The following is an 18,883-nucleotide window of genomic DNA, read 5'->3' as shown; positions in this document are numbered from 1 at the left end:
ATGTTCACCCCACGGTGTGTTCCGACGATGGCTCCTCTCAGCTCCCTGGACCACTCCCCGACGTCCTTGGTTGGCGCTGCCGTACAGCAGCAACCAGCTCCTTGAGGCCCTTTACAGACGTTTCGCCCAAGGCGACACGGAGTGAGACATGAAAAAAGCCCCGGCACTGAGGCCGGGGCAGGAACCCTCTTGTCTCGTTCAACGCCTCGGGCGTTTGCTCAGTTCTCCAGTGTGTTCAGTCCTCCACTTTGACGACAACGGTGCTGTGGGTCTGGGCCTTGGGGGCCGTGACGGTGAGCAGGCCATCGCGGTACCGGGCTTCGATGGCCTCCCGCTGCAGGCCGGCGGGAAAACGGAAGCTGCGGCTCCAGGTGCCATAGCGGAATTCGCTGTGGATGGGGCCGGCGTCCTTGGCCTCGTTGTTGTCGCTGGTGGTCTGGGAGCGACGCTCCGCGCTGATCAGCAGGGAGCGGTCGGTGGCCTTCACTTCGATCGAGTTCTTGTCAACGCCGGGCAGTTCCAGTACGACGACATAGGCCTGATCAGTTTCATGTACTTCAGCGGCTGGTACACGCTCGGCCTGATTGACCTGTTGCTCCAGACGCTCGAGCAGATCGAAGGGGGAATGGCGCAGGGTCAGCATGGTGGTGTCCTTCATCAATGAGAATCCGGGTGGTTCCGGATCACCCGTGCAGTGAATCTGGCCGAACTCAATGAGATCGAGGAGGGCGTAAACCGTCCATCCCGGTTCGGTCTACCCGCCTGAGCCGGTCTCTACACCAGAGCTGGAGGGAGAACCGCCAGGGGCGATGACGGCAGCCACCACCAGCTGGAGAAGGCGGCGGCCTGGCCGCGGTCGCGGCCGTCGCTGTCGCGCAGGGTCCAGAGGCGGGCTCCCTGGATCACGAAGCGGCGGCCGTGGCTGTCGATGCGGATGCCGGTGTAGCCGCTGATCGCCTCCCGGGCCCGGGCGCTGGCCAGCAGTCGGGCCCGGCCTGGCCGCTCGGCGGGCTCGGCCGTGAGACGGGAGGGCAGGCCCACCATCTCCGCCCAGGGGCGGCGCCAGAGCGTCAGGGCCGAGCGGTTGGCGTAGATCAGGCGGGGGTCGTGATCAGGCCGGTCGGCGCTGCCGTCGTGGGCGAGCACCACGGCGGCTGCCGCGAACAGCTCCTGGGCCCGCTGGCGGGCTTCAGCAGAAGCCGGTGTGGGGGTCGCTGCTGTGGCGGAGGCGATCAGGGGCCGGCCGAAGGCCTGCTGGTGGGAGGCCAGCAGCCAGGTGGCCCGCTCGATGGCGGCCGGCGTGAGCCAGGGAGCCTCGGCGGGGAGTGAGCCGGCCTCCGGCTCAGGCAGCGGCATCGCCATTGCTGCCACCCATGGCCTGGGCCAGGGCCTGCTGACTCACCCGGCTGGCCTGGGCCTTCAGCAGGCCCAGGAAGAGACGGTTGGCCTCGGGGAAGAGGGGTTCGTGGGCCAGGGGCAGCTCACCGGCTTCATCGAGCCCGCTCTCCCCCTCCATGGCCGGAGTGATCACCACCAGATCCGGATCCAGAGCTGAGGCGTACGACCACCAGCGGCTCGGGTCGCTCACGGCTGGATGGACGGGGTGAGGCACATGAACGGCGGCCCGGCGCTTGCCGCCTCCGGCTGCGGCCAGCTGTTTCCGTCGGCGCTTGGCCAGGTCGGCGAGCAACTGGGTCCTGGAGCGGCCCCGCAGCTGGAAGAGCACGAAGGGGTCTTCGCTGAAGCGATCGCCCATCAGGTAGTAGACGGCGCTGACGTGCTTGCAGGGATTGGCCTTGTCGGGGCAGCTGCACTCGCTGCGCACCTCCTGAAGCTTGAAGGGGAACAGGCGGCGGCCGCTGGCGGCGAAAGCGCGCTCGATGTCCTGGGGCATCACCCCGGCCAGCAGCTGGGCCGACCAGCGGGCCTTCTGGCCGAGGGCCTCGAGTACGTAGCCCCAGTCGTCGTCACTGAGCACATCCAGCCAGAGCTTCACCTTGTAGGGCTCCTCCTCCGTGCCCTGCACGCGGGCATGCACCCGCCGCCCCTCGAAGCGGATCGAGAGCACGTTGCCCTCGCGCACATAGGACCAGGCGCGCTCGAGCCGTTTCTTGTAGCGGTAGGAGTTGATCAGCTCCATCCACTGCTCCACCCACCAGGGCTGGTGTCCCAGGCCCTGCTGGCCCAGCTGGGTGGTGATCGCCGAAGAGGTGGAGGTCATGGGCGGATCGTGATGGGGAAGGGTCTGGCCACCCGCCAGCCCCGTGTTCGGGCGCATGGCGTCGCTGGAGACGGCAGGATCGTCATTCTGAACACCCTGCCGGCATGGGTCAGCGCTTTGCCGCTCTGAACGAGGAGCACATCGCCTTCATCGAGGCTCAGAAGATGTTCGTCGTGGGTACGGCCCTGGCCGAAGGACACGTGAACGTGTCGCCGAAGGGGATGGATGCGCTGCGGGTTCTGGGGTCGCAGCGGCTCGTGTGGCTGAACCTCACCGGCAGCGGCAACGAGACCGCCGCCCACGTGCAGCGCCAGCCGCGCCTGACGCTGATGTTCTGCGCCTTTGAAGGCAAGCCGCAGATCCTGCGGGTGTACGGCAGCGCCCGGGAGGTGCAGCGGGGCGACGCGGCATGGGAGGAGCTGGCGGCGTTGTTCCCGCCGCTGCCGGGGGCGCGGCAGCTGTTTGACGTGGCGATCGAGCTGGTGCAGACCTCCTGCGGCATGGCGGTGCCGCGCTACGCCTTCCTCGAAAAGCGCCAGGATCTGAGCCGCTGGGCCCGGAAACAGGGCGAGGACGGTCTGCGGCGGTACTGGTCGAGCAGGAATGCCCGCAGCCTCGACGGCCTACCCACCGCCATCGGCAGGCAGGAGTGATTCAGGCTGGGGATGTTGTTGGCTCACGGTCATGGCCCGAGCAGCTGAGCGTCTGGCCGTCAATGTGGATGGTCCCTTCTATGTGGATCGCAGCTGCATCGACTGCGGCACCTGTTGGCAGTTCGATCCGGCCCACTTCGCTCCAACCGGCAGCAGCTCGCACGTCTGGGCGCAGCCGGACGGGGAGGAGGAGACCCGCGCGGCCCTGCTGGCGCTGCAGGCCTGTCCGGTGGCCGCGATCGGCACCAGCCGGGAGCTGCTGGCGCACACTCCAGCCGATGGCTTCCCGTCTTTGGTGGCGAGCCTGCCGCAGGGGGAGGTGCATTACTGCGGCTGGGCGTCGCGCAAGAGCTTCGGGGCCAGCAGCTGGCTGATCACGCGACGGCGAGCCGATGGCCGCCCCGACAACGTGCTGATCGATTCCCCGCGCTGGAGTGCGGCCCTGGCCCGCCGGATCGAGGCCCTGGGCGGCGTGAACCGGATCCTGCTGAGTCACCGCGACGACGTGGCCGACCACCAGGCCTGGGCCCAGCGGTTCGGCGCCGCGCGCTGGATCCACAGCGCCGATGCATCGGCGGCGCCGCAGGCGGAGCACCGCTTCGAGGGCACGGAACGCCAGCGGCTCGATGACGATCTGCTGGTGATTCCGGTGCCGGGACACACGGCCGGCTGCGTGGCGGTGCTGTTTGCCGATCAGGTGCTGTTCAGCGGCGACCATCTCTGGTGGGGGGTGGACCCGCCGGGGGTGGTGGCCTCCCGGCGGGTCTGCTGGTGGAACTGGGACGAGCAGCTGCGCTCAGTGGAGCGGTTGCTGGATCTGGACGTGCGCTGGCTGTTCCCCGGCCATGGCCGCTGGCATGCCTTCTCTGCGGGCGAATGGCGCCGGCAGCTGGAGGTCACGCTGGCGCGGGTGCGAGAGGGACAGGGCGGGGAACTCTGAGGGTGGATCTGCGTTGAACGCAGATCCAGGCGCTGTCGGCCTTGCTGTTTCTCTACCGGACGGTGCTGGGCGGAGATGTGGGGAACCTGGAGGGAGTGGTTCGCGCCCGGCAGCCCAAGCGATTACCGGTGGTGCCCGCGGTGGCTGAGGTGAAGGTGGTGCTGAGTCAGCTCGAAGGTGTCGAGCAGCTCGTGGCGCAGTTGCTGTATGGCAGTGGTCTTCGGCTGATGGAAGCCTTGCGGCTATGGATCAAGGATGTGGACTGTCAGACTCGGCAGCTGACCGTTCGCAGCGGCAAGGGTGACAAGGACCGGGTCACTGTGTTTCCAACCAGTCTGGTGGAGCCTATGCAGGCCCATCTGCTGGGCGTGCAGGAGATATACCGGGCGGATCTGGCGGCCGGGTGGGGACGGGTGATGTTGCCCATGGCACTGGGACGCAAGTATCCGACCGCTGCTTCAGAGTGGGCCTGACAATGGGTGTTTCTGCAGGCTCACCGCTGGAGTGATCAGAAGGAACGAACCGAAGGCAGGCACCACATCGACCCTTCCCTGATCCAGAAGGCCGTGAAACGAGCAATCCTGAAAGCAGGAATCAATAAGCAGGCCAGGTGTCACACCTTTCGGCATTCGTTTGCCACCCACCTGCTGGAGCGTGGTCACGACATTCGAACCATTCAGGAGTTGCTGGGTCACCGTGACGTGAAGACGACGATGATCTATACGCATGTGCTGAATCGCGGCCCCTGTGGTGTGCTGAGTCCAGCAGATCTTTTGTAGCAAAACAAACATTCGGTTCGTGGACCCGCCTAAGGTCCGTTGAGAGATGGGACAATTCCAAAAAGGCCCTATGCTGGAATCGATTTCAGCCATGAGCTTGGGGGCTTAGGGTTCTTCTGCGGCCATAGGGGCTGGACAGGGCGTGGATATCGGACCCGTCAAGATATTGTTAGACATCGCATCAAAATGACCACGCGATTCTTCAACAGTGCTTTGGTCTGCTTTGCAGTCCTTGTCTCGTTTCAAGTCAAGGCTGTGACGCTGCTGACCCCAAGATTAGAGAATTCCACACGATTATCTCTCCTTGCAAAGCTCGCCAAAATTGGCTTTCCGGAAGCCGGGCAGAACAGCGTCGTCATAAGCATCTCGTCAGCACTTGGCTTCCAGGCGTCCGATAGCCAGGACAGGTCCGAGTTGCCATACGTGCACATTCCGAACGTGATAGCCATATCGACCAAGCTGTCAGATCAATGCGCCACGATCAAGGCAGTCGCAACCGGCAAGCCCAACTCCTCTTACCGAACAACAACGGTCACGGGAACGTACTGCCTTGTTGGCGCCTCGGAATGGAAGTCGGTCGATCAACTGGTTAACGTTGAAGCCCAATGAACAGGTACATCGATCTCGGCACGCCGATGCCTAACCCTTCCATCGATCGGATGTCCATCCAGCTGCACCGGTTGGGTAATGATCATGTTTAATGTTAGCGACATGCTGTAGAAATTAAGAATTTTCAAAGATCTTTGCCAGTCTGAATCATTGGCTATCTTCCTTGAAGAGGGCGCTATGTGAGACATGAAGTTCGCTACCCCCGAAGGTCTGCATCGAGCAGCGACGGAGGAGGTTCGTAAGTTGCTCGCGTCGAAACCCACGAGGCCGTGGCAGGCGCCGAAGAGCGCGGCAAGCGGGGTCGTGTTCGAGCTCGACTCGACATTCGAACTCGCGGCGATGCAAACTTCGTTCGGCAACGCCTTCCCCGGATTGCCCGAAGCGCGCGCGTCGTCGGTGCAGCGTCGTGTGCGCATCCACTCGGCAGGTGGTTACCGATCAAACGAGAGCGTCGAGAAAGCCTCGCCGAGCCGTGTGCTCGAACACTCCGACCATGGCGCCGTTTACCTCGACCTGAAGGACGGGAGTTTCCTGCACTTCGGGAACGAGCAGTTGCCCGCGACGCCGATTCTGTGCTCGACGCGCAAGCTCACATTGGATTGGCGCGTCGACAGAAAGCCAGGCGAGATCACGCTGTCCGTGCGCGGTGCGCTTTCCCTCGATCTGCGCATCGAGCTCGGCGCGGACAAGCCGATATCGCGCGAGGTTGCCGAAGCCGTTCTTCATTCCTGCCTGCCGGGGCTCGAGCTCTTGGTGGCTGTTGGATTGCCGCTCGACGAGCTTGTGGAGGAGGGAGTGCCTGTGTGCGTCGAGATGTGGGCCGCCGATGCGAAGGGCGTCCGGCGAGCATGTCTCGCGCGCCACCGCGTGACGATCCGGTCCATCGGCGACGTCCCGCCGAGCGTGTTCGCGATCCCCAAGGGGTTTCGGGACCTGCGCGCGAAGGCTGAGAAGCAGGATGCGGGTTGGGTCACGCTCGGCAAGTACTCCCGCCGTGCCCGCCATACGACTCGGGCGCGCGGGACAGCGCATGCGGCCAATAGGGCCTACGTGCACGCTCAGACAATGGCCACCTATGGGCCGGGAGTCTTTGACCGCAAGCCAGAGATCCAAAGCGAGCCCTTCCTACCGCAGTGCCAACCCCAGACGCTGCATGCGAGCGCCTCGTTCGAGATCCGCCAATCGCTCCTCGACGCGATTCAAGCGATCCTGAACGCGATCGGCTCGCGGCTCGACGTGGCGAGCGGCGCACGCGTCGACCCGACCGATCCAGAGAACAGAGCGGTGCGCTTCGAAATCGACTGGCTTGACCAGTTAGAGCGCTTCTCGGATAACACGCCGCCGAACGCCGATTTTGAGGCGGGCGATGGACTCTTCTGCTTCCTGCGCGAGCCGCCTACCAGCGCCGACGGCCTGGGTGGCGGCAGAGGGCTGCTCGATCGCATGGCGGAGTCGCTGGCGAAAGAACTGCTGTCGCTCCCAAACCCTCTGCCCCTGGGCGGTCAGGAAAACCCGGTCATACTCCCCGCTGCGATCGAGAACGAAATTGCCGCCGTAGCAGCCAACGCGAACATCGCGAGGAACAGGCGCTTCGAGGAGTTGGATCCGACGTCGCGTGCGCGGGTGCGCGAAGAGGTGCTCTCACAACGCATCTCCACGCTACAGGAAACGATCAACGGCGATTTCGGTGAGTCGATCTGGCCGAGCCCCTCCTTTGACCTCATACACGTGCGTCTACAGCTGGAGTCGCTGCGCGCCGAGTTCGCTGCGAATCGGGATCTGTTGAGCGGGCTGCGGATCACTCTCATTGACGGCAACGCCAATCGTCCAATGATCGAGTTCGAGTTCGCGCTGCGGCGTTTCGAGGCGACGCTCACGATGGAGCGCTGGCCGGGTGTTCACTTCTGGGCCACAGCGGCCGGCACGTTGGTGGCACTAGCCATCGTCGGTCCGCTCGTGGTCGGACCGCTGATCATGCTCCTCATGGGGCTCGGCCCGCTGGGGTGGCTCACCCTGTCCCTACTCATCGCGAACGCCCCGGTGGCGACGGTGTTAGGTGGAGCCGCGCTGCTCGCGGTCGTCACCTACCTGGTTTGGGACACGAGCGAGCTGCGACTGACAATCGATCAACCCCGCTTGCGCTCAAGCGTTGCGCCGGATCGGCGTAGCAACCCGGGGGGACTTTTTCTCGATGCGGACCGAGCGTCGCTCGACGGGGACGTCACGGTGTCGGTGAATTCACAGATTCCGAGCGGTGTCCATCAGCTTTTCGACACGATTGCGAACTTTGCCATCGAGGCCTTCGAAAATCAGGTGCGAGCCGTACTCGAGGAGGGCGTCGTCGACGGGCTCGAGCAGGCCATGCAGCGCTTCCCGCACTTCCGCCTGCCATTACCGTTTGATGCGCAAGTTGACGTATCGATCGGCATCCCGGTTGTCGGCGACGTGCTCGCCGAAGAAGGCGTGCCCCGACACGAACTCTTGCAATACGCAGCCGACGGACGCACTGAACAGCGGCTAGCGGCGAGCACACTGACGGGCATCTCCTATCCCTTCACAGGCTTCGCGCATGTGGTAACGCAAGTTGATCCGGACTTGCGAGGATACGTCTCTGAGGCATTGCAACGTAGGCTTGCGGCGGGCGAAACACCACGTTTAGGGTATGGGATTTCGCAGAATCTGCTCAACGCCAACATCTACGCGCTGTGGCTTGGCAACCGCTATGCGGTCGATTACGACGCGGAACACGCACAGGATGCGCTTACGGTCATCGCGGGAGCTGTTCCAAACCAAGGCCAATTGCAAGGACCGTTCACCGCGCACGCTTGGGCTGCGTCGTCGCCCCAGGTGCACGTCGCCCCACGCTCGTACCTCGAGAGCGCGGAGCGTTCCTACCTGTTGACGTGCTGGCCCGACATACGCTTGTGCTTGGGGGTGATGCTCGGCAAACCAGCAACCCTCGAGCTGCGCTTCGCTGTCCACTCGATCGCGCACATCGGCTTCGGCTCGGTAAGCGAGCTCGGGCGGCTCAGCTTTTTCAGCCTCGAGAACGACTTCTTGCACGTGCTGTTTGACGATCGGGATAAGTACCTGAAACTGTCACTCGAACCCCCGCTGCCCCTGGGCGGACCAGGCCATCCGGTCAACCCCATAGCGCTTCAGGGCATCGAAGTGCGCGGCGCCGGTTTCGATCCGGTTGCGGCGCTGGGTCCGGCGCAGCGCCTGGCGCTCCTAGAGGCTGTGCAACCGCTGATGCGCGAGGCGGCGCGCCGCCTGCTACGGATAGACGGTGTGCGCGGCCTCACGTTCGTCCCAGGCAGCGATCGCGTCGACCAGCAGCTGTATGACGGCGTTGTACAAGTCGACATCGAACCGCACCGCACGAGCTTGGTGGCGCTGGTCGCGTCTCACGGGTCGATCACGTACGTGCTCCCGAGTCGAGACGCCAATGACCAACTTGTCCCAGCAAACATCGATTTCGACTTGAAGTCCTGCGCAGATGGAGCCGACATGCGCGATCTACTCGGGTAATGAAGGTCGCTCGCAGCCGTGGCTGTTCGGAGTCAGCTTTGACAATTTCCAATTTGGAAGACTGTATCTGGGACGATCGAAGGAGTGGCGAAACCCCATCGGATGAAACCCTGCCCGTACCGCTCGTCAGATGCCGAATGGGGAGATCGCTAACAACCGGTTCCAGCGAACGTCGCTGCGCTCCGCCGGTGAACTGGAAAGTTTGCTCCCAGCTTCAACCAGGTCACCGGAGAACGTTCCGTTCCGCCACAGCTCAGACCCGCACCACACAGCGGAAGCCCATGGGGCAGGTGGAGGTGCTGATGATGCCCTGGTCCAGCTGCGCGGGTGGAGTCCATGGTCCCAGGCGACCTCCGTGTCGCCCTGCCCGCCAAGTCGGTCCAGGCCACACGCATCAGCCTTACGGGGTGATGGTCACGGCCCTGATTGAGGAACCCGGAGAGGGCGGCACAGTGCCCAGCACCAGCCCGGGCGTTGGGGATCGCCAAACTGCGTGACACGGATCGTTCGCGACACCCATCGGTAAGGATGCCCCCACGCCAGCGCTCCTCACGCCTCGATGAGCACCAACCAGGACAGCCGGCCGATCCAGGTGACCATCGACACCTTCGTGCGCGCCGAGACCGACAGCTACCTGCGCCAGCGGGACGCCAGCGGTGCCTTCGGCCAACCGCGACACCCTTTAGTCCTACGGCGTGTTCGATCTGAGCATGCCCGTGACCCTCACGCTGCCGGAGCGGGGCGAGCGCTTCCAGTCGATCCGGATCATCAACGAGGATCACTTCATCGTGGCCGATGAGGCCCGGCCTGCCAGCTATCGCCTCACCCAGGAGTCGGTGGGCAGCCGCTACCTGCGCGTGAACATCCGCACGCTGGTGAATCCCGGTGATCCAGCGGATGTGGTCGCGGCCCACGCCCTGCAGGACGCTGTGCGGGTGAAGCAGAGCAGCCCCGGCAACCTGGTGCTGCCGGACTGGGACCAGCAGAGCCTGGGAGCGCTGCGCCGGGCCATCCTGGGGCTGGGGGGGGCGGCAGTGAACGGGCTGTGCTGTTCATCAACGTGACACCCGAGCACAACGACGGCACCACCCCCCACCGGCTGCGGGTGGCCGATGTGCCGGTGGACGGGTTCTGGTCGATCAGTGTGTACAACGCCGAGGGCTATTTCGAAGCCAATCCCCATGGCGGCTATTCCCTCAACAACCTCACGCCCCAGCCCGAACCCGACGCCGCGGTCCAGATTGTGTTCGGCGCCAGCTCCAGCCAGCCGAACTGGCGGCACATCGCTCCAGGCTGGAACGACACCGTGAGGCTCTATCTCCCCCGAGCGGAGGTGCTGGAGGGCCTTTGGCGGTTCCCCCCCGCTACACCTGTGGAGAGCTGAGCACGGCATGGGGATGGGGACACCACGGCAGCGACGTTCAGCCGGCTGGCCCCTGGGGCTCTGGCCTCGCAGGCTCGCCATGGCCGTGATGGCCCTGATGCTCGTGCTCGTCAACCCGGCGTCCGGCTTTGGATGGGCTGCCGGGGGCGGGACGGACTCCAGTGCGGAGGCGGGGCTGTCGGCCCGCAAGCACTGGTGGGATCTCGACCGGGCCCGTCCCTGCGGCCGCTTCTGGTGCAGCGTGGTGGTGAGTCCTCACATCCCGCTCGGACCTGGCGAGCCGCGCATCCGCCTGGCCGTGGGGGGCGCGGATGGGGCCAGCGCCCAGGACAGCGCCGCCCGGGTGGAGGCCCGCTCCACGGCCGTGGCCACCAGCCTGCGGGAACTGGCCAGCCAGCTGGAGGCCTCCGTGCGCAGCGCCCCGACGCCCCCGCCGAGCCTCGGCGCCGGTCTGTGGCTCGACCGCCAGCAGAAACCCCGTCACCCGCTCACGCCATCGCTGGCGATCGCCACCAAGAACAACAGCCCGGTGATCGTGCTGCCGGCCGATGAGGCGAACAACACCCCGCTGGTGACGCTGATCACCCTCACCGAGCCTGACAGCATCACCAATGGCCTGGACACCGAGGCCCTGGCGCAGCGCTGGGAGGGGATCCTGGAGCGCACCCTGAGCGAAGCGCTCTGGGGAGCCAGCTTCGACCGGCGCTTCCCCTGGGCCCGGGCGACCATGGTGGCTCTGGCCGCCGCCTTCGGCGCGGCCGGTGTGCTGGTGTGCAGCCCGGCCGTGCGTCGGCGCCGCCAGCGGGTGCTGGCGCTGGGGCGGGAGCTGATCGAGCTCCAACAGAGCCGCTCGACCGTCGAGGAGGACAAGGCCCTGCCAGGTGAGGAGGCCATAGTTGAAGCCGCTGATGGCCAGGCTCTCCGGCAGGTGCAGCAGCTGGAGCGCGTCCAGCGCCACCAGTCGCTCACCATCAAGCTGATCCGGGTGCTGCGGATCGCCGTGGTGGTGATGGCCGTGATCCTGGCCCTGTTCGTGTTGCCCGGCAGCCGCCTGCTCGCCCTGGCCCTGCTGCGCCAGTCGGCCTGGATTCCGGTGATCTGGCTGGTGATGATCGTGCTGGAGGGCCTGCTCAGCTGGAGCCTCGCGCGCCGCCTCAACCAGTGGGCGGAGCAGGCGCAGCTGGCGGAGCCCAACTCGCGGCGTCCCCAGCAGCGCCTGGGCACCAATCTCGGGGTGATCAAGGGCACCATCGGGGTCGGCACCACCCTGCTTGGTCTCTATCTCACCCTGCTGCTGTTCGGCCTCACCCCCGAGATCCTGGCCGGGGCAGGCATCGTGGCGGTGGCCGTGGGTTTCCTGGCCCGGGGGCTGGTGGAAGATCTGATCGGCGGCGTGCGGATCCTCAGCGCCGACCTCTATGCCGTCGGCGATTCGATCGCCGCCAACGGCCATGCCGGCCTGGTGGAAAGCATGAACCTTCTCTACACCCAGCTGCGTGGTGGCGGCGGTGAACTGATCAGCCTGCCCAACGGCGCCATCCGCGAGTGTGAGAACCGCAGCAAGGACTGGGCCCGGGTGAACTTCGAGGTGGACATCGCCTGGCGCAGCGATCTGGCCAGGGCCTCCGCGCTGATGCAGGCGGTGGCCACGGAGCTGGCCGCCGATCCGGAGTGGAGTGCCCTGATCCTGGAGGAGCCCCAGCTGCTGGGGGTGGAGCAGCTCGATCAGAGCGGCGTGCGCCTCAAGCTCTGGATCAAGACCCAGCCCCTCAAGCAGTGGGGTGTGGCCCGCGAATACCGGTGGCGGCTCAAGCTGGTCTTCGATGAGGCCGGCATCGAACCCGGCATTCCGCAGCGGCTCTCACTCCAGGCCTGAGCGTTCCACCCAGACCTGCAGACCCACCGCGCCAGCGTCACCAATCCGCAGGGTGCTGGCCGCCAACCACTGACAGGCGGGCGCCCCTGGTCCCTCCCCAGCCTGGGGAGACGAAAACCAGAGCCTGCAGGGCCCTTCCTCTCGATCGATCACCCTATCCCTGCGCCGGCGGACATCAGCCTTGACGGCTTCGCTTGAAGAAAGCATCGGTCGGTTCCATCAGGCCTCCTGGTGGTTGAAGTGGACGGGATGGAGAGGCGTCATCTTTCCTGGCAGAGGGGGGCGTGGATCCCCAGGCCTGATCCAGTCCTCATGTCCGATCCAGCCAGGCACCTCACAGGATTGCCTGCTGCAACCATTGATCATTGGCTTGGAGAGATTGTTGAGCGACTCATGCGGATTGGGCTTCGGTCTATGTAAGAATCAGTTAAAGGTATTTTGGTGGAGGCCGAATGAAGAGAACGCTTAAAGCGTTCACCTGCTTCTTTTATATGATTGATGCAGCTGCAATGCTCTTCTCTCTAAGCTTGGCTCTCACGGCTAGCGCTCGGGATGGCGAGATTGTCTATGTCATGGTCTTTCTGCTGTTCACTTTGGCCTTTGTTAGCGTGGGTTGTGGAGCGTTGCCATTCAGAGCAAAGCGCGGGTCAGTCCTGGGTCTTTGGTGTCCGGTGCCCTTCTTGGGAATTCCGCCTGTCGTCGTCGCCGGCCATACGGATCAGCAACTCCCTCTAGCGCACCAACGATGACGGGGGCGTAGTTCTTTCTGATCGGATCAAGAGCAAGGGCTGGTGAGCTCAAGAATCCCGGCAGGTTAATCGTGTGCATGCACCGCTTGTCTAGCAAGTGACATCTGGAAATCCATGTTGCAGGACCTTGACAGTTAAGGTCACTCTCTAGCATCAAAATCCAGAAGTTAGGATCAGAAATACTTGTATTAACCCTCGGGCTGTCTAGGTGGTCATGATACTATATTGTACACATATCTGTAGCGCTGCTACTCACCCCTAGGTCAACTATAGTGCCTAGGCGTAGGGGGTCTCCTGTTATGGTCGGCCAAATAGATAGTGTATCCAGCGACAGTACGTCAAGATTGCTTTATATAGATAACCTGCGCATCCTGCTCGCCATTCTAGTGATCCTGCACCACCTCTCAAGCAGTTATGGAGCGCCGGGAGACTGGTATTACAGCGAGGAGGGTCAACTCGGAGCAGTTACCTCCATGGTCCTGACACTCTTCATCACGCTCAATCAGGCGTTCTTTATGGGGTTGTTCTTCATGCTGTCAAGCCACTTCAGTCCCGCCTCATTGGATCGAAAGGGAGTGGGGCTTTTTCTGATCGATCGCCTTAAGAGACTGGGGATCCCATTGCTCGTTTATGCTTTGTTGCTCAATCCGTTGCTTGAGTGTACGCTTTCTGTCTTTTATGGCTTTGAAGGAAGTTTCTGGCAAGCATTGCAAGAAGGCTACCTGCGTAGCCTTGGTGTGGGGCCAACATGGTTTATCGAAGCCTTGTTGATTTTTACAATTCTGTATGTTCTATGGCGTCGTATCAGCCCATGCGTGCCCGTGCAAGTTAAGGGTAGAGTCCCAGGCAATGGGGAAATTGCACTGTTCGCGATGGGGCTGGGACTCATTACTTTTGTGGTGCGAATCTGGTTGCCAGTGGGGTGGTGGCTCGAGCCATTGCATGTCCAGCTCGCCCACTTCCCTCAGTACATCGCACTGTATATTTTAGGTATTACCGCGTATCATCGCAACTGGTTCAGCGAGCTAACCGACAGGCAGGGCCGAATCTGGAAGTGGGTCACGATTGGCTTGATCATCACCTTTCCGATCATTTTCCTGGCGGGAGGCGCTCTGCAAGGGAATCTTGATCCGTTCCTCGGAGGTTGGCAATGGCAATCGTTGGCTTATTCGGTTTGGGAAGAGTTAGTCTGTTTGGCTGTGGTGGTAACTCTGCTGATCTATTTTCGCAATCGATTCAACAATCAGGGTGTATTGAGTGTGGCGATGTCTGAAGCAGCCTACGCAACTTATATTGTGCATGCGCCAGTCATTGTATTTCTGGCGCTGGCTTTGAGAGGGATTAACATAGGCTTGACTGTTAAGTTTGTCTTGGTGGCTCCTTTGGCGGTGGCAGCATCGTTTCTGGTGGGATATTCAGTCAAGAAGATGCCATTGGCGCGAGAAATATTGTGATGAAACTATGTCGGTATCGGTCGGCCAAGTGTCTGGGCGCCAGCGTTGGGTGGTTCTCTGCTAAACAATCATATTCAACTTAGGAGTGGAGTCGCCCGATGCCGTATCCTCCCATCTTTGCTTATACAATCATTGTCCCGGACAGCGCCATTGACGGCTATGGACACGTCAACAATGTTGTCTATTTGCAATGGATGCAAGATGCGGCGATTCGGCATCCCGAGTCAATCGTCGAGTATCGAATGCCCGAGAACAGAGGCTGGTTTGCGCGTGAGAGTCGGATTGAATATCTTGCTCCTGCTTTTGCGGGAGATGAAATCGAAGTGAGTACATGGATTGCTGAATATAGGCATGCACGCGGAATCAGAAAATATGAATTTTTTCGCAAGACAGATGGCAAAGTCATCGCCAAGGGCGAAACGCTATTTGTGTTTGTTGAATTAGCCACGGGTAGGCCCACCCCGATCCCGCTGGACATGCAGGCACTGTTTCCAGCATTCTCGGGTCAGGCTGGCTCTGCAGAGCCTCCTTCATAGCGTGAAATCAGTGTTACACCACGGTGGAGTTGTCTATTTTGTTGGGGGGTCCTGTGTAGTAGGGCTTTCTCGGATGTGGTGTGCCCCAGGCAAGGTGAATTCCGCGCTCTTGTTCCAAGAGACTCGGACGACTTCAGCCTGCACGGATGCTTCCACTTCACGTGACCCCCCATCAGTGGTCCAGTTCCTATGAGAGCTGGTGGGGTCATCAGGCCTGACAACTGTGTTGCAGAAGTTAGTGCTCCGCCCTCTGTGGCGATGCACTAACTCATGGCCACTCTGAGCATCCATTCTGGCCTCAAAGGCAGGTATTGATGCCGCCAGTTCCCATCGCCGCTAAGCGCAAACTTCCGGCCGCGGTCGTCCTTCTGGGTGCGCTCACCGTCCTGGGCAGCACGCTGATTGAGTTGACGGGTGTCGGAGCGGGTGTCAGCACCGAGGCCATCCCTCAAGGGCGGGCCTCGGTGGATCAAATCGACGGTGCCCTCTGGATCGGGCTTCTCATCCGTCCCGTTCTGGCCTGGCTGATGGTCACCACGGTCTCTCACACACGTCTCATCGCCGCGAACCAGGGCTGAGCAGCCTCAGGCCCATGCCGTCCGCTATCCACCTCGGCGGTCTCCAGGACGCCTTTGTGAGCACGACGCAGCCTTCAGCTCGACTCTTCAGGGCCTGACTGGGTTTGCCGGTCTCCGGATTGGCAGAGGCCCTTCCATGCGGCTCAGCCAGAATGCCGCCATGGCACGACACCGAGCCCTTCCCCTCGAAGGGCGCATCAGAGCTGTGCTGGTGAGTTGGGGCACCGCCCTGCTTCTGGCGCTGGCTGGCGCCGAGGTGGCTGCAGCATCGGAACCCGTGCTGCGGGTGGGCGTCGTGGATGGCGCACCGCCGTGCAGCTACCGGGACGCCGGTGACTGGCAGGGGCTGTCCATCGAACTCTGGAACCGGATCGCCACCCGCGAGGGACTTCCTTATGTGGTCACGGAGTGGCCATCCGTTCAGGAGATGCTGGAAGCCACCCGGACGGGCCGGCTGGATGTGGCGGTGGGCTGCATCAACGTCTCCCCGGACCGGCTGGCGCGTTACCGCTTCAGCCTCCCCTTCCAGGAGGACGGGCTGGCCGTGATGGTGCTGCAGAGCCGGCTGGATCTCGGGCGCTCCTTCCTGGCGGCGCTGCTGACGCCCACGCTGCTGCAGCTGCTGGGTGGCTACCTGCTGGTGATCGCGCTGCTTGCCCTGCTCACCTGGGCCGTGGAGCATTACTCCCGGCAGCCCGAGACCCTGAGCCACGGGCGCGTCCGCACATTCGGAAAGGTGTTCCAGGTGCTGGCGACCGGGCCGGGCAGCAACACCCTCGTGATCACCACCCGCGGCAATGCCATCGTGCTGGTGGCCTATCTGGTGCGGATTGTCTCGGCTTCGCTTCTGGTGGGCTATCTCACCGTGAACGTGGCACGGGAGGTGCAGGGCACCGCCGCGGGACGGATCCGTTCCGAGTCCGATCTGCGCGGTCTGCGGGTGGGGGTGCGCAGCGGCACCGTGAGTGAAGCCCTGCTGAAGGAACTCAACGCCGGCACCACAGGCCCGAAGGTCTCGATCCTGCCTATGGCCAGCATCCGTTCGGGGTTCGATCTGCTCGTCTCCGGTCGCGTCGATGCCTTGCTGGGCGACAACCTGCAGCTGAGCTATCTGCTGACACACTCAGAGTTGAATGGCGCGCTGCCCAGCCTGGCCCTGCAGGGAATCCGCCCGGAATCCCAGGCGTTCGCCTTCGCATCTGGCCTGCCTCAGGCCACTGCCGAGCGGATCGATCTGGCGATCAGCGCCCTCAAGCGCAGTGGTGTGGTGAGTTCATTGCGTCAGCAGGCCACGGAGCCGGTCAGTGCCCCTGCACGCTGAGCCGCACCTGGAGCAGGATGAACACGCAGCTTGCAAGCTCTGCGCCCCCGGCCCATGCGCTTTGATCGAATCCTCTCGTTCGGGCGCACCGGTGAGGAGCTGCTGGAGATGTTTGCCCTGGAGCCCCGGCACCTGGCGGGCCTGAGGGTGTTGGATTGCCCGGGCGGACCAGGTTCGCTCTCCAGCGTGCTTCGCGCTCTCGGTGCTCACCCCACCGCCGTGGATCCCAGCTACGCGCTCTCTCCGGACGAGCTGGATGCCCGAACCCGAGCTGACATCAGTGCCGTGTCGTCGCAGCTCCCGGCTGAGAGCAACATCCGCGACGACTTCGACCGCGCCGGTTATTTCGAGGCCAAGCTGGAGGCCTTTCGCCAGTTTCAGCAGGACCGCCGGACCCACCCAGGCGGCTATGTGGCCGCCGGCCTGCCGGCGCTGCCCTTCGCTGATGGCCGCTTCGATCTGGCGCTCAGCGGCAGCCTCCTCTTTGCCTATGCCCCAGTCCGTGACGGAGGCCTGATGGATGAACCCGGTCTGGGACTGGAGTGGCACCAACGGGCCCTCGCCGAGCTGCTGCGCGTGTGCCGCGGGGAACTGCGGATCTACCCGGCCCACACCCTGCAGGGAGAGGCCGCCGTCCTGCATCCCTACGTGGCGCCGCTGCTGCGGGACGTTCCGCCGGGCTGGAGCCACGACACCTTCGTGAGCCGCTACGACCAGGGCATCAAGGGTGAGCTGGTGGGACTGCGCCTGTTCCGAGCGGAGATCGGACTGGAGTCGCCCCCATGACCAGGCGGGACAGTCGGGACACGGATGAGTTCCGCCGCATCTTCGAGACGCGGCTCGCGGTTCTGGAGCGCATCCTGCGCCTTGGTGAGAAGGCCCTCCCCGACATGGGCGCCGCCCTGCAGAAACCGAGCTGGGTTCCGGCCTCTACTGCGAAACACCGGTGCGGTTCCAGGTGAGTGATGTTCTGATCCCCAGTTTCTATTTTCACCTCACCACCACCTACGCCATCCTTCGAGCGCTCGGGGTCCCGCTGGGCAAGGTCGACTCCATGGCCTTCCTGATGTCCTTTGTCAGGCGCGCGGCGTGATGAACGGCCGGCGGATGGTCTCCGCCGAGAGCATGGCCGCCAGCTCATCGCTGATGGAACTGCCTGCTCTCCAGGCTGCGCGTGTGGGAAGGCTCACGCCCAGGTGGAGGAGATCATGGCCCATGTTCGACAGAGCCACCACTGCGCGAGATGGGCTGGCAGGTGTTAACAAACCATTGGCCATCCAGGCGAAAGAGTTGACAAAGCAGTCGGCCGGATTCATGGTTGAAGCAGGAGATACATCGGCATCTTCGGAGTGACAGCACGGTGGTCCACGCTGTTCACGCTCGGATCAAGGCAATCAGGCCTCGGTCATTGCATCAGATCACAATGCTGCCCATTGCTCTTGCGCGCATGGGTGTGGCACAGGCAATCAACTTTGAGATGGAGGTTCTCGTGAAACGAATTGGCCAGCCCCATAAGATTACATATATTCGTTCAGACCGATCTCTTGGTTTCTCTCGGTTTGTCGAAGATGTCCTGGAGGAGAAGCCTTTGGTGGAAGGAGATGATGCCCCGGAATTTTTTGGGACGGATCCATTGCCGCCGGGGAGGTTGTCGTTTATGAGAATGGACAAAGGATGGGCATGGGAATGGCATAATGCGCCCAGCTTGGACTTCCTGTACATGGTGGAGGGCGTTTTTCAGGTTTCCGTAGGGCCGGAAAACGCCGTTGAAACTCGAATGTTCAGGCCAGGAGATTTATTTGCTTTTGATGATCCTTCGGGTCGCGGTCATCGAGCCGAAGCGCTTGAAGAGTGCTGCCTGCTGCACGTCGATGGGCTGGAATGAACGTTGTGATGCCACGCGACGTTGAAACCAGGCAGACGATGCAGAGCCAAGGCTGATCCCGGACCAATGGAATGGTGCGGTGATCGCGGGCCAGACCTGGGACGATCGGCGTTCAGCGGCTCGGGCCATGAGGTCGGCGGCGGAGTGCTTTCTGATCAGCCCTGGAGATTGAAGTGGAGATCACGACAGGAAAGCCTGATTGATCGTGCACTTGCACCGCTGATCCAGGAAGTGACATCGATCATGATGCCATGGATGGATCCAGGAGGCGAACGCCACTCGCTGGCACCAGGAACAAATCGATCGGTTCATCCAGGGGGGGGCTGGGGCGTAGTTCAAGGGCCAGGAAACCAAGACTTTCTTCTCG

Annotated in this window: 18 protein-coding genes and 1 pseudogene; 15 read left to right on the top strand and 4 right to left on the bottom strand. The window is 62.9% G+C overall.

The genetic code is table 11. The features are described 5' to 3' along the window. Positions 1-235: 235 nt before the first annotated feature. The 3 genes from I1E95_RS06690 to I1E95_RS06680 form a co-directional block, all read right to left on the bottom strand. Positions 236-643, bottom strand: coding sequence for an Hsp20/alpha crystallin family protein (locus tag I1E95_RS06690; RefSeq protein ID WP_197167205.1), 408 nt, complete (start codon positions 641-643; stop codon positions 236-238). Positions 644-774: 131 nt separating this feature from the next. Further along, positions 775-1,356, bottom strand: coding sequence for an MEKHLA domain-containing protein (locus tag I1E95_RS06685; RefSeq protein WP_197166442.1), 582 nt, complete (start codon positions 1,354-1,356; stop codon positions 775-777). Further along, entirely contained in the window at positions 1,343-2,221 is an 879-nt protein-coding gene (locus I1E95_RS06680) for an SWIM zinc finger family protein (RefSeq protein WP_197167203.1), read from the bottom strand. Before I1E95_RS06680 ends, I1E95_RS06685 begins: the two co-directional genes overlap by 14 nt. Positions 2,222-2,325: 104 nt before the next feature. Here I1E95_RS06680 and I1E95_RS06675 point away from each other — a divergent pair, with 104 nt between their 5' ends. From I1E95_RS06675 to I1E95_RS17245, 14 genes and pseudogenes are all read left to right on the top strand, one after another. Beyond that, the gene (locus I1E95_RS06675; protein WP_197166441.1) at positions 2,326-2,874 is read left to right on the top strand and encodes a pyridoxamine 5'-phosphate oxidase family protein; all 549 of its coding nucleotides are present in this window, start codon (positions 2,326-2,328) and stop codon (positions 2,872-2,874) included. A gap of 31 nt (positions 2,875-2,905) precedes the next feature. Then, positions 2,906-3,814 (top strand): MBL fold metallo-hydrolase, encoded by a 909-nt coding sequence (locus tag I1E95_RS06670; protein WP_197166440.1) that lies wholly within the window; start codon positions 2,906-2,908, stop codon positions 3,812-3,814. Positions 3,815-4,041: 227 nt separating this feature from the next. Beyond that, a pseudogene (locus tag I1E95_RS06665) lies at positions 4,042-4,593 on the top strand (tyrosine-type recombinase/integrase). A 186-nt stretch (positions 4,594-4,779) separates the two neighbouring features. Beyond that, positions 4,780-5,202, top strand: a complete 423-nt coding sequence (locus I1E95_RS06660) for a hypothetical protein (protein ID WP_197166439.1) — start codon at positions 4,780-4,782, stop codon at positions 5,200-5,202. A gap of 186 nt (positions 5,203-5,388) precedes the next feature. Further along, a complete protein-coding gene (locus I1E95_RS06655; protein ID WP_197166438.1) occupies positions 5,389-8,733 on the top strand; it encodes a hypothetical protein in 3,345 nt (1,114 codons plus the stop codon). Between the two features lie 710 nt (positions 8,734-9,443). After that, complete coding sequence (locus tag I1E95_RS06650; RefSeq protein WP_197166437.1) at positions 9,444-9,797, top strand: hypothetical protein; 354 nt, start codon at positions 9,444-9,446, stop codon at positions 9,795-9,797. Next, a complete protein-coding gene (locus I1E95_RS06645; protein WP_231594911.1) occupies positions 9,794-10,117 on the top strand; it encodes a DUF1214 domain-containing protein in 324 nt (107 codons plus the stop codon). The genes I1E95_RS06650 and I1E95_RS06645 overlap by 4 nt, the downstream gene beginning before the upstream one ends. Before the next feature lie 13 nt (positions 10,118-10,130). Next, positions 10,131-11,993 (top strand): mechanosensitive ion channel family protein, encoded by a 1,863-nt coding sequence (locus I1E95_RS06640; RefSeq protein WP_197166433.1) that lies wholly within the window; start codon positions 10,131-10,133, stop codon positions 11,991-11,993. Between the two features lie 1,048 nt (positions 11,994-13,041). Continuing rightward, positions 13,042-14,196: an acyltransferase family protein gene (locus I1E95_RS06635; RefSeq protein WP_197166431.1), complete on the top strand. Its 1,155-nt coding sequence runs from the start codon at positions 13,042-13,044 to the stop codon at positions 14,194-14,196. Positions 14,197-14,294: 98 nt separating this feature from the next. Continuing rightward, positions 14,295-14,732 (top strand): thioesterase family protein, encoded by a 438-nt coding sequence (locus I1E95_RS06630; protein ID WP_197166429.1) that lies wholly within the window; start codon positions 14,295-14,297, stop codon positions 14,730-14,732. 314 nt (positions 14,733-15,046) lie between these two features. Continuing rightward, complete coding sequence (locus tag I1E95_RS06625) at positions 15,047-15,310, top strand: hypothetical protein (protein ID WP_197166427.1); 264 nt, start codon at positions 15,047-15,049, stop codon at positions 15,308-15,310. A gap of 160 nt (positions 15,311-15,470) precedes the next feature. Beyond that, positions 15,471-16,631, top strand: a complete 1,161-nt coding sequence (locus tag I1E95_RS06620) for an ABC transporter substrate-binding protein (protein WP_197167201.1) — start codon at positions 15,471-15,473, stop codon at positions 16,629-16,631. A gap of 54 nt (positions 16,632-16,685) precedes the next feature. Continuing rightward, positions 16,686-17,417 (top strand): class I SAM-dependent methyltransferase, encoded by a 732-nt coding sequence (locus tag I1E95_RS06615; protein ID WP_197166425.1) that lies wholly within the window; start codon positions 16,686-16,688, stop codon positions 17,415-17,417. Between the two features lie 160 nt (positions 17,418-17,577). Continuing rightward, a complete protein-coding gene (locus I1E95_RS17245; protein ID WP_370594579.1) occupies positions 17,578-17,724 on the top strand; it encodes a DUF1993 family protein in 147 nt (48 codons plus the stop codon). Here I1E95_RS17245 and I1E95_RS06605 read toward each other — a convergent pair. Beyond that, positions 17,708-17,947 carry a hypothetical protein gene (locus tag I1E95_RS06605; protein ID WP_197166423.1) on the bottom strand — a complete coding sequence of 80 codons (240 nt, stop codon included), beginning with the start codon at positions 17,945-17,947 and terminating at the stop codon, positions 17,708-17,710. The two genes, I1E95_RS17245 and I1E95_RS06605, sit on opposite strands and share 17 nt — an antisense overlap. Before the next feature lie 107 nt (positions 17,948-18,054). Between I1E95_RS06605 and I1E95_RS06600 the strand changes: the two genes are divergently transcribed. Next, positions 18,055-18,516 carry a hypothetical protein gene (locus tag I1E95_RS06600; protein ID WP_197166422.1) on the top strand — a complete coding sequence of 154 codons (462 nt, stop codon included), beginning with the start codon at positions 18,055-18,057 and terminating at the stop codon, positions 18,514-18,516. Positions 18,517-18,883: the final 367 nt, after the last annotated feature.

This window comes from Synechococcus sp. CBW1107, assembly GCF_015841355.1.
Lineage (GTDB): Bacteria > Cyanobacteriota > Cyanobacteriia > PCC-6307 > Cyanobiaceae > Regnicoccus_A.
The sequence above is the reverse complement of the archived record's forward strand: the minus strand, read 5'-3'. Positions and strand labels throughout refer to the sequence as shown.